Origin of the sequence: Sphaerospermopsis reniformis, assembly GCF_005402885.1 — a bacterium.
GTDB lineage: Bacteria > Cyanobacteriota > Cyanobacteriia > Cyanobacteriales > Nostocaceae > Sphaerospermopsis > Sphaerospermopsis kisseleviana.
The window spans coordinates 1-11,925 of record NZ_BJCE01000167.1 but is presented as its reverse complement, the minus strand read 5'-3'; the positions used below and the strand labels follow the sequence as shown (position 1 = coordinate 11,925).

Annotated in this window: 11 protein-coding genes; 4 read left to right on the top strand and 7 right to left on the bottom strand. The window is 32.5% G+C overall.

What is annotated here, in order from left to right; all coding sequences use genetic code 11:
- On the top strand, positions 1–722 hold a 722-nt coding region (locus FFR48_RS19570; protein ID WP_162501920.1), incomplete at its 5' end, for a DUF5331 domain-containing protein.
- A 153-nt stretch (positions 723–875) separates the two neighbouring features.
- On the top strand, positions 876–2,279 hold the full coding sequence (locus FFR48_RS19565) for a ferredoxin:protochlorophyllide reductase (ATP-dependent) subunit N (RefSeq protein ID WP_096572310.1): 1,404 nt from the start codon (positions 876–878) through the stop codon (positions 2,277–2,279).
- A gap of 127 nt (positions 2,280–2,406) precedes the next feature.
- On the opposite strand, the gene FFR48_RS19560 is transcribed toward FFR48_RS19565, so the two are convergent.
- From FFR48_RS19560 to FFR48_RS19530, 6 genes are all read right to left on the bottom strand, one after another.
- Positions 2,407–4,338, bottom strand: coding sequence for a reverse transcriptase domain-containing protein (locus tag FFR48_RS19560; protein WP_137668533.1), 1,932 nt, complete (start codon positions 4,336–4,338; stop codon positions 2,407–2,409).
- A 265-nt stretch (positions 4,339–4,603) separates the two neighbouring features.
- Entirely contained in the window at positions 4,604–5,551 is a 948-nt protein-coding gene (locus FFR48_RS19555; protein ID WP_137668532.1) for an SPL family radical SAM protein, read from the bottom strand.
- Between the two features lie 53 nt (positions 5,552–5,604).
- The gene (locus FFR48_RS19550) at positions 5,605–5,877 is read right to left on the bottom strand and encodes a ribbon-helix-helix domain-containing protein (protein ID WP_137668531.1); all 273 of its coding nucleotides are present in this window, start codon (positions 5,875–5,877) and stop codon (positions 5,605–5,607) included.
- Positions 5,878–5,948: 71 nt separating this feature from the next.
- Positions 5,949–6,320, bottom strand: coding sequence for a hypothetical protein (locus FFR48_RS19545; protein WP_137668530.1), 372 nt, complete (start codon positions 6,318–6,320; stop codon positions 5,949–5,951).
- Positions 6,321–6,325: 5 nt separating this feature from the next.
- Positions 6,326–7,636, bottom strand: a complete 1,311-nt coding sequence (locus tag FFR48_RS19540) for an AAA family ATPase (protein ID WP_137668529.1) — start codon at positions 7,634–7,636, stop codon at positions 6,326–6,328.
- Positions 7,637–8,003: 367 nt separating this feature from the next.
- Complete coding sequence (locus tag FFR48_RS19530; protein ID WP_236104123.1) at positions 8,004–9,209, bottom strand: hypothetical protein; 1,206 nt, start codon at positions 9,207–9,209, stop codon at positions 8,004–8,006.
- A gap of 205 nt (positions 9,210–9,414) precedes the next feature.
- Between FFR48_RS19530 and FFR48_RS19525 the strand changes: the two genes are divergently transcribed.
- Both FFR48_RS19525 and FFR48_RS19520 read left to right on the top strand, forming a co-directional pair.
- The gene (locus tag FFR48_RS19525) at positions 9,415–9,663 is read left to right on the top strand and encodes a hypothetical protein (RefSeq protein WP_137668527.1); all 249 of its coding nucleotides are present in this window, start codon (positions 9,415–9,417) and stop codon (positions 9,661–9,663) included.
- Between the two features lie 98 nt (positions 9,664–9,761).
- Positions 9,762–11,432: a DNA methyltransferase gene (locus tag FFR48_RS19520; RefSeq protein WP_137668526.1), complete on the top strand. Its 1,671-nt coding sequence runs from the start codon at positions 9,762–9,764 to the stop codon at positions 11,430–11,432.
- Between the two features lie 251 nt (positions 11,433–11,683).
- On the opposite strand, the gene FFR48_RS19515 is transcribed toward FFR48_RS19520, so the two are convergent.
- On the bottom strand, positions 11,684–11,925 hold a 242-nt coding region (locus FFR48_RS19515), incomplete at its 5' end, for a helix-turn-helix domain-containing protein (RefSeq protein ID WP_236104122.1).

The window sequence follows — 11,925 nt, the reverse complement described above, 5'->3', positions numbered from 1 at the left end:
ATACCCCCGATGGCGGGAAGCGTCCTTCCTCTTACCTCATTCTGGGAGTAGTAAATGCCCTAGAACCTAAATTAGCCCAGTTGATGTTTCCTTTTGCCAAATTAAATCCTGATGCTGATACTCTAATTGACGTGCTAGGGCTGCATTTTGATGCAGATATTGTCCTTGGTAATCGGTTGAGTCCTACCCAAGAAGCAAAAATGTATTCTCATGCTTCCCAAGAGGTTACAGAAAACATTTCTGAAGATCAACCATCAGCAGTCGATGATTTCAGCGTTGTTGAGGAAAAAAACTCTGTTCAAGAGTTCACAATGGATGTCAGGGAACATCAATGGCAAGAGGAAGATTCACTGGCAAGTAAAGATGCGTTTGATTCAATTTCTTTATCTGAAGAAAACATCACAGATGAGTTTAAATCAGCACCTGATTTAGAAACAGAAAAAGACTTTAGCGGGATGTCTTTTGAGACTGTCAATTTAACAGCAGATAACGAACATCAAGCTATAGATGATTTCAATCTATCCGATGAAAATGGATTGGATGATTTAAATCAACCAGATGAAAGTGAATTTCGTGATGTGATTTCTGATGTTTGGGGAGATGATTCATCTCTTCTGGAAGAGGGTGAAGAAAATAATAACCTTTTAGGTGAAGAATTACCTTCTGAGGTTTTTGATGAGTCAGAAATGGCTCGTCTCTTCCCCAACAATATAAATCAGTGAATAGGGGACTGGGGACTGGGGAAGAAAATTTTAGATTTTAGATTTTAGATTGGAGATAACAAAAACAATCCAAAATCCAAAATCTAAAATAAAAAACTCCTGTCACCTGACTCCTGACTTGTAAGCATTAAAAATTAAGGGGAGAAGATTACAATGACTATCGCTACAGAAAATACCGCTTTAAATTTTGAATGTGAAACTGGTAATTATCATACTTTTTGTCCTATTAGTTGTGTGGCTTGGTTATATCAAAAAATTGAAGATAGTTTCTTTTTAGTTATTGGTACAAAAACCTGCGGTTATTTTCTACAAAATGCGATGGGGGTGATGATTTTTGCTGAACCCCGTTATGCAATGGCTGAGTTAGAAGAAGGTGATATTTCGGCTCAGTTAAATGATTATCAAGAATTGAAAAGATTGTGTGAGCAAATTAAACGCGATCGCAATCCTAGTGTTATCGTTTGGATTGGTACTTGTACCACGGAAATTATTAAAATGGACTTGGAAGGTTTAGCCCCCAAGTTAGAAGCGGAAATTGGTATTCCTATTGTTGTCGCTCGTGCTAATGGTTTAGATTATGCTTTTACTCAGGGAGAAGATACGGTTTTAGCTGCAATGGCTAACCGTTGTCCTGATAAAGCACCAGTTTCAGAAACAGAAAAAAATGAACGAAATGCAATTCAAAAGTTATTACATTTCGGGAAGAAAAAGGAAGATGTTGTACAAGAAGAATCAGAATATGTAGATCATCCACCTTTGGTTTTATTTGGTTCTTTACCTGATCCAGTTGTTACCCAATTAACTTTAGAATTAAAGAAACAAGGTGTTAAAGTTTCTGGTTGGCTACCTGCAAAAAGATTTACAGAATTACCTGTGTTAGAAGAAGGTTATTATGTTGCAGGTGTGAATCCTTTTTTAAGTCGCACTGCTACAACTTTAATGAGACGCAGGAAATGTAAATTAATTGGCGCACCTTTTCCCATTGGTCCAGATGGAACTCGCGCATGGGTAGAAAAAATTTGTTCTGTTTTTGGCATTACACCCAAAGGTTTAGATGAAAGAGAAGCGCAGATTTGGGAAAATTTAGAAGATTACGTGCAATTAATTCGCGGTAAGTCTGTGTTTTTCATGGGTGATAATTTGTTAGAAATTTCTTTAGCTCGGTTTTTGGTGCGTTGTGGAATGACTGTTCCAGAAATCGGTATTCCTTACATGGATAAACGCTATCAAGCTGCGGAGTTAGCTTTGTTAGAAAAGACTTGTCAGGAAATGAATGTTCCTTTACCAAGGATAGTTGAAAAGCCGGATAATTACAATCAGGTACAAAGAATTTATGAGTTAAAACCTGATTTGGTAATTACTGGTATGTCTCATGCAAATCCTTTGGAAGCGCGGGGTATTAATACTAAATGGTCTGTGGAGTTTACCTTTGCACAGATTCATGGTTTTGGTAATGCGCGGGATATTTTGGAGTTGGTAACTCGTCCTTTAAGAAGGAATAACAATCTAAAAGATTTGGGTTGGGATAAGTTGGTAAGGGAGGAAGCTAAGGTTTAAAACCTAGATAAGTTTTAAAGTTTGCGTGTTCTTTGGCAATTTTGGGCGGATCTTTTGGGGTTCGTCCTTTTTTTGTTTTCTCACGCAGAGGCGCAGAGGACGCAGTGAGGGATGTTATAATTAGTTTTTATTGATTGTTTTTAGAATAAATATGGATAACTTCGTTATACTTATAATAAGTATTCCAACCAGATACAGGCCAAGGGCAATAATTGCCTATAAGTTCTTGTTTTAAGGAAGTTAATTTTTTTAATTGACAACCTTTATTAAAAACATTTGGAAATAAATCACTCAATAATAGTTGCTCTCTTAATATCCAGCCAGAACTCTCCATTGCCCATTTCATTTTATTGACTAATTTTACTTTTACACTAGGTTCAATAAGGATTAATCTAGCATTATTAGTAGAGGCTTGATATAACTCATTAGCCCATTCTAACCACCAGGAATTTCCTAGATTTTCAAAGGAGTTTTGCAAAATTGAAGACATAAATATCAAATTAAAATAGTTATTATTTAAGTAATTAAACCAATCTCCCAGTCTACCATTAACATTTAAAACTTCTAAATTCGGCAAACTAGGTCTAAACATAGCAAATTGACGCATATAGCTACAAGGTTCAATAGCTGTAATCTGGAAAGACATTTTTTGTCTAAATAAGCCTAGTGCAATGCCGACTGCATCAGTACCACTACCAACATCTAATATTTTTTCAGGAATGGGTACATTTTCTTCTCTAAAATAATGAGATAATACTGCTGTCATTGCTATAATTTTTCTGGGCAAGTATTTAAAAGCATAAGCTATTGGAACACCAGGTAGATCATAATCTGGATCTTGTTTTTTTCTTAATTTGTCTAATTCATCAAAACCTTGTTGTATACATTCTTTCATATTATCAATGTCTACAGATATAGCATCAATGTAGTTATTAATAATATGAAGAGCATATTCGTCAACCGAATCGCACCAATTATTGTAATCTTTATCATCAAATTTTAGTGATCTTTGTCTGATAATTTCTCTTTCTATAAGTTTTTCGTAAAAAGTTAATAATTTTTGATAAATAAAATCATCTTTTTGTCTAACTTGTCCTATAAATTCTATTTTCCCTCTTAATGCTGAAGAAAAGTTAACACGGTTCTTATTTTTTTGGTAACGTATGGCTGAATCGTTAATATAAGCTTGAACATATCCATTTTTGTGCCAATCATGGAGCATGGCTCGAACTTGTCTAATATATTTACGAGAAACATTAGGTTTATTATTAACTGTTAAACCTGTAACTTCTTGCCTCTGATTGTCTCCCTGTATTCTAACTTTATTAAAGTTTATTTGAAATCCATTAGATTTAAATATAGAAATTAAATTATCACTTAAGCTAACATCAGTAATTTTAAGACCTGTGATTTTAGCAATTGATAAAGGAAAGTTCTTTACTATAGTTGAAAATGTGATGTCATCAGCATAACGAGTATAAAAACATTTATTTTGTTTGGCAAGCAGACGTAATTCGCTATCTAACTTAGCACAAACAATATTGGATATAATTGGAGAAGTTGGTGCGCCTTGAGGTAATTTACCCTCGTAGCAGCATATATGTGAAATAGTCGTTGCAATTTGACTAGGTAAATTATAAGGTGGGGACATCATAACCCCTCTGATTCTTTGTTGAGTAATTGTAGGAAAGAAGTCTTTTATATCAAGGTTTAAAACAAATTTTTTGTTACAGTGATTTTTAGCATTAGTTACAATATTCCTGCTGGTAGTAAATCCATGTACAGACTGTTTACGTTCAGGTTCATATACTAATCTCAAAACTTCATTCAGTCTTGCCTGTATTTCACGAATTCCCGAAACTGGTGAATATATTTCCCGTGATTCACCATTTCTCTTGGGAATAGTAAATGAAGTATATTTTTCTTCTAATGGAACTGCAAATAATTCTTGTTTGAACCAAAAATAATCAACTTCTAACAAGTCTGCAAAATCTTGAAAGCTGTTAATTTTCCTAAATGACTCTACTATCTCTGAAGCTTCTCTTAGTAAGTATCGCATAAACAATTTACAATAAATTGATACCAAGTATAATAAATACTCTATTTACTATCTGTAGTATATAAATTTGAATAAAATATTAATAACCTACTAATAGCATTCCAGTATTAACCATTAAACAACACCTTTTTTTGGTGTTTTTGGTGACTTGAATATACTCTGTTGCGGAACAACAACAGAAAATCAATGCTTTAGTAGGTGTATAAACAATAGCAATAAAAGAAACGAGTGTCAATAAGTGTTAAACATTATTTGGCTAATTTTTTTATACGGGCGCATACCCTTCATTACCTTCTAGTAGTGGAAGTTCGTTCCCCAGAATGCTAATCAAAGTGGCTCTCACTTTTTGATACTTAGTCTCAGTCCAATTATCTTCCTTCATTTTCTGGATAGACTCAGGAGAACTACCAGCACTAAAACGAGAGCGGGTAGGTTTGAAAAATTGTGTTACATATTCTGCGGCATTTAACTTTGCTATTCTTTGTCCAAAAATCTCAGGATCTTTGATTGGTAACATGGGACTGATAGAAATCCCAATTGGTACACCCGCTTCTGATACGTGCCGTGCAGCTTTTAATCGTGCTTCTATTGATGGACAATGGGGTTCATATCGTAACCGAATATCTTCTGAGTCGGTTGTAATAGTAAAATTCACCCGAATATGCTGGAATTGTTTTAATAAGTCGATATCTCTGACTACAATAGGGCTACGGGTTTGAATCGTTAAGCGTGGTTGAATTTCAACTAATTCTTCAAGAATACGTCTAGTTAAGCCTACTTTATGTTCAATGGGTTGGTAGGGATCTGTAACACTAGACATATAGATTGTATCCCCTGTTTCTAATCTTCTGTCTTGAGACTTAGCTTTACAGGAACGGTGAAGTAAGTCAATAGCATTTTCCTTAACCTTAACCCAATTTCCCCAATCTTTTTGTTGTTCAATAGTAGGAGCAAAAAAGCGGGCATAGCAGTATTCACAACCAAAACTACATCCACTGTAAGGATTCAGGGTAAATTTATAGGCTCTGATAAATCCACTTGGAGAAGTTAGCAAACTGCTACTATTTATATATTCAATTTTGCTTGACGCTATTTTTGATGGAGTGGTTTGATTGATAAATAATACAGAATTTTTCTTATAATTGACTTCCGAAAATTCTGTTAAAGAAAATAAAGAAAGTTGTTCTCCATCTCCATTTATTTTGTATTTCATACAGGCTGTAAATACGAACATTATAACTAAAAAAATGATTAAAGATAATCCTCTTAAATACTTTCACTACTAACAGCATAATCAGATAAAATAGGCGCGTTTGCACCCACGCACGCTGTCAAATTATCAGCTAATTCATCTAAAGCACTTTCCAATTCTTGATCCCTTAACATCAAACATTCTAAACTTCCTTTATTTTTCCGACTTGCTTCTTGAATAATTAACTGTTGTAAATATTCACTCACTGAATTATAACCACCTTCGGCAATTTGTTGATCAATAAAACTTTTCAGTGATTCAGGTAGAGTAATATTAATATTAGTCATGGTGTTTAATTTAGGTTAAACTAGGTTACTCTTATATTAACATTTTACGGTTATAATAAATTGTCAAAGTTTCACTTTTTCAAAATGTCTGAAATTATCACCCTCCAACTACCAGAAACACTGGCACAAAACGGAATGTGGGTTATATAGCAATATTTACGCACATTTTTATAATCTTGGGATATAAGTTTAATTGTATTTTCAATTTGTGTAAATGCGTGTTCTACATCAGAACCTTTTAACTCTATGTATATTTCCAGATAAGGTTCATTGATAACTAATAACCAATCACATTTAACACCTTGAATATCTAAACAGCCATCTACTTGAATTTTCTCAACTTCTATTAAGTTTTCATTGCTAAAAATTATTTTACTACTTTTCTTTTCTTCTATTAAAATATTTTTATGGGTAATCTTTTCAGAACATTTATCTAAATCCACAAATTTTATTCTCCAAATTCCAGGTCTATTAATTTTTCAAAAACTCTACTAAATTCGTTGGATACATCATCAATAATATTTGTATCAATTAAGTGATTTTCTTCATTAATTAAACTTTCAATCATGCCATTTTTAATAGTGTAAGCAGCAATATCATTAATATCTAACATTTGATTTTCGGGAACTATTTTAAATAATTCTCTGAGTAAATCATTTTGTTCAGGTTTTTCTTTTAATGCTTTAAAGGTATTTCCTGCTTGAATGAGGTTATTAAAAGCTGTTAATATGTAAGGACTGTGAGTAGTAATAATAAATTTATGTTTTCTTTCAGTTGTATTGAAAACTTGACTAATTAAACTAACAATATGTTTTTGTGATGTAGGAAATAAATGTGCTTCAGGTTCTTCAATGATAAAGATGCGATGAGATGAAGTGAAAAAAGGTAAAATTGCTAATATAAGTGCCATAGGTAAAGCCTCTTGTTGTCCAGATGAAGAATGAGACAAGTTTATTTTCCTGTCATCGTCAGTGTATATCCAGTCTTCTCCTTTTTCACGAATATATTTTCCAACAATTATTTTGTTTACTAATTCATCAATATCATCTTTATATTCTAATAAATTGATATCTTTTCTGGCTTGATACAAGTTTTTAGCTCTTTCATAGGCTGAACCAAATTCTTTAAGAAAATAGTCAATGGTAATATTTTCTGATAAAAAAGAAAACACATTACTTTGTAAAACGGCAAAAAATGATCTACCTGCGGGAATAAAAGTTAGTAGATCAAGATTGCTGATATTTTTTCCTGATAGAATGTATTTTGAAAATATCTCATCTATAAATTCTCCTATATTTAATTTGCTAATACTGGAGGAATTATTTTGAGTTTTATCTCTATCATCAATAATTGTTTTTGTATATTCAGAAAGTAATTTTCTACGAATATTAATTAGATATTCTGAATATTCTAAAATTAGAGTATATTTGTTTTTGGTGGATTGTTTGGTATACAAGCGAATATAATAATTTTGAAACTCGTAATTTATGTGATATGTGATATCAAATTGTTGAAAATTCCAAGAATATTCAGGAAATATTTCTTTGAAATTCTTAATAATGCTTTTATCAAATTCACTTTTTTTGCGGCTTTTAAAAATGGAATTTCTATATTCAATTAAGAAGTTTTTAAAAAAATAAACTAATTTGGCAATTACGCTTTTACCACTTGCTTCTTGTCCAATAATAATATTTATATTGGATAAATTAAATTCAATATCATTGATGTTAAGAAAGTTTTTAATTGTTAATTTTTCCATAAGTAAAATTGGAGAATTACTAATACATTTGTATTTTTTAATATATCAATTCGCAATATATAGCGTTTCCCAATCTGGTGAATTACAAAACCATCTGCGTCTATTTGTATTTAATTATTACTACTTGCACATCACTTGAATGGTAATTTTCATATTATACATAATATTTTGCAAATTTAAAATCCGTAAAAATATCATCATTTAATGTATCATCAAATAGTATAAGCAGGTATCATTCTTAATCATGAAAACCTTTTGTGGTAACTAAGTTGGAGGATGTCGCAGGTTGTTTGAAATATGATGGTGAACCTGCAACCCTGGAAGATATGGAAGATGCTATTCGTCAAGGTGTTGAGGAAATGCAGTTTTAACCAGGTAATTCTAAAGGTTGAGAAGGAATAATAAACATTAATTCTGCACCTTCTGGTTTAGTTTCTTTAGATGGTTTTAATTGCAGCCATTCATGAAAACTAATTCCTAGTTTAGATATTGCTTGTATTTCTGTTTGATAAAATTCAAATCGGTTATTAGTTTCAATCATTGATTCCATCACTGCAAATACTTGGGGAAGTCTTGTAAAAACTTCTTTTTCAAATCTACCTGTTAATGGTGTAGGATTTCCTCCAAATAAACCCCAACGGATCTCATTACGATCTACAATAGATGATGGTAAGGAAGACAACCATTCATTATTATTTTGTGCTAACTTAAATATATTCTCACGCAACATATCAAATACAGCATTTTCATCTAAATTAGCGTTAATCCATCGGTAAATTTTGGTTAATCTACATAAATCAATTTGTCCTTTAAATTGAGGGTGTAAATATGCTGCTGGATTAGAAGTAAGCATAATTTCAACATACTGATTAATCAGTAACCTGATAACTTTTGCTCCTTCTTGAAAACGACGAATTGCTGTTTCATGTTCTTCTAGTTCTAAATAACAACGAGCTTCAGCAATATAAGCTAAAGATAATGTTAGGATATATTTATCAATGATTTGGCTTTTTTGGGAAAGTTCATTAATGGTGTAATCTTTATAAATATGTTCTGCTTCTAAAAAACGATTAATAGCTTGTAATGCGCTACTTCTCCGGTTTTCATTTTTAGTCATTGTAAAGGCATTAATCGCTAATTCGATTGCAGCACGGAAGTTAGCATAAAAACTCATGTCAATTTTGCGATTGATTTTATTTAGCAATTCCTCCGCTTGTTTTAGTTGGTTTTCTATCTCATTTAGACGCTGGGATATAACCGCAAAACCCATCACAGAAACACCAAGATTGAGAATACTAGCAGCAGTAGATACTTGCAAAATACTTTGAGAAAATTGTAAATTTTGCCCAATTGAACCGATATGATTTTCAATACCATCTAAACGCTGATTTAGATCAGAAAAGCCTTTAGCTGAAATTGCTGCATTATCAACTGAATTACTGTCTCGCAACCAAGTTACAATTTTCTTACTTGCTACATCACGAATTACACCCCCAACCCGTTCAAAAGTTCCATCTTGTAAGCCTTTAGCAACCCAACTTGCTAATGCAAAGGTAACTTGAATTGGTATCATAATTTTTTCCTACTTGTAAAAACTTCAGCAGCGTTATGTATAACAATAAAATTGTATATTACTTTATATTGCAAAACATAACCATGCTTAGTTAATTATCCTTATAGTGTTGTATTTTGAAAATATAGTGAAATGTTTTTTAACGTTTGCCTGGCGTTTTGGGTAAATACTGCAAAGGAAATAAAAGTCACTGGAGATAGATATCATGTCATTCCCCGCACCCGACCTAGCAAATAACTGGCAGTTTACAGAAATATGGGTTGATCCCACTTCTGTACCACCTTATATTTTAATGTTGCTTGGTGACGATAAAAATAATTTTTGCATTTTAGATCCCACAGAAAATTACAAGATAGTTTTTGCTTGTTCCAGTTATGAAGAAGCGAAAATTTGGCTGCTTGAGGATGAATATGAGCGTGTGGAAGGTCGAGTTTTAGCGGAACAGGTAGCTTAATTTTTTTCTAACTTTACTTTGATGTTTTTCAGGTTAGCTTAGTTATATGTTATTATATCAACCATTGACTTTTTATAATTTACCAAATCTTCCCATACATGAAACGTCTTTACTACGGTGATAATCTCCAAGTTCTCAGAGAAAATATTCCTGATGAATCTATTGATTTAATTTACCTTGATCCGCCTTTTAATTCTAAAGCTAACTATAATATTATCTTTAAAAATGCTACTGGTGAAAAATCAGATGCACAAATTACCGCTTTTGAAGATACCTGGAGTTGGGGAATAGAATCAGAAAGATTTTTAGATGAAATTCAAGATAAAAAAGGTGAATTATATCAATTTTTAGATTTATTAGTAAGAACATTAGGTAAAAATTCATTATCAGCTTATTTGGTAATGATGGCAATCAGATTAATAGAATTACATCGGGTTCTTAAATCTACAGGTAGTTTATATTTACATTGTGATACTACCGCTAGTCATTATTTAAAAATGATTTTAGATTTAATATTTGATGCCAGAAATTATCGGAATCAAATTACTTGGAAACGTACTAGCAGTCATAGTGATGCTAAAAAGTATGCGAGAATTACAGATATTATTTTCTACTATGTCAAATCTAACAAATTTACTTGGAATCCTCAACGGTTGAGTTATTCAGATGAATATATCAAACAATATTATTGTAATATTGATAGCGACGGGAGAAGATTTCAATTTGGTGATTTATCAAATACAAAAACTAGCAAAGGTTATTTCTATAAACTGTTAGATTGTGATCCTCCTGAGAATGGTTGGAGAATGCCAGAATCTCGCGCTCAAGAGTGGCTAAGTCAAGGTAAAATTGCCATACCACCAACAGGAAAAACACCACGTTATAAACGTTATTTAGATGAGGTTCAAGGTAAAGTTATCCCTGATATTTGGGATGATATACCACCTATTAATTCTCAAGCTAAGGAAGCTTTAGGATATCCTACCCAAAAACCTTTAACATTATTAGAAAGAATCATTCAAATTAGTAGTAATGAAAATGATATCATTCTTGATCCATTCTGTGGATGTGGTACAGCTATCCATGCAGCAGAAAATTTAGGCAGAAATTGGATCGGTATTGATATTACCCATTTAGCAATTTCTTTAATAGAAAAACGTTTAAAAGATGCTTTTCCGAGTAAATTTGTTGAAGATGAAAATAAAAATCAAAAGTTAGTACCAGGGATAGAATTTGAAGTAGAAGGTACACCACAAGATTTAGCCGCAGCCATAGATTTATTTAACAGAGACGCTTATCAATTTCAATGGTGGGCGTGTTCTTTGGTGAATGCACAACCTTATAAAGATAAAAAGAAAGGTGCAGATGGGGGAATAGATGGTTTAATCTTTTTTGAAGATGTTATAGATATCAAAAAATCAAATAAAACAGCAGTTAAAAAAATCATTGTGAGTGTGAAAGGTGGGAAAAATATTAACGCATCTATGATTAGAGATTTGCGCGGTACTATGGAAACAAATAAAGCAGAAATTGGATTATTTGTTACCCTCACACCTCCCACCCAACCAATGATTAAAGAAGCTGCATCTTCCGGTTTTTATAAAGCTGGAAATGGTAGAAATTACGCTAAAATTCAGATTTTAACGATTGAGGAATTATTAACAGGAGAAAAACGCCCAGAATTTTTTGATATGAAGCAGGGAGAATTGACATTTAAAAAAGCACAACGCGAAAATCAAGATATAGGAGAACAGGGGGAATTGTTTTAGATGATTTTTATGGAGATATTAACTAACAACAAAAACTAACAACAAAAACTCAGGACTTACGCAAAAGGGAACGAAAGTAGGGGTAATTCATGAATTACCCCTACGCAAGAATAAGGTTTTCAGTCACATCTTGCGTAAGTCCTAAAACTGTATATCTACGCAGGTATATTTATCTAGATACAGCAGATTTCAGATCAATCAAGATCAATCAGTTATAGAATCTAAATTGAAACCTATACAGAAAGAGAGTTTTACTCCTGACTCCTGACTCCTGTTGTATTTAGATAAAGCACGAGGTACATCTGAGGTACATCTTGAGCTTCCTTGTCAGTGGGAAATTTGATTTTTTCTTCAGGATTAAGTTTATTATGTAATAATACCTGTTGACAAAGTGCTAAACCTTGATTCCAAGCGTGTCTGGCTACTCCTGCGTGTTGCGCCAGTAGTAGTCGTTGTTGCTTGTTAACTTTGAGTTGGGTTTTGAATCCTAGTA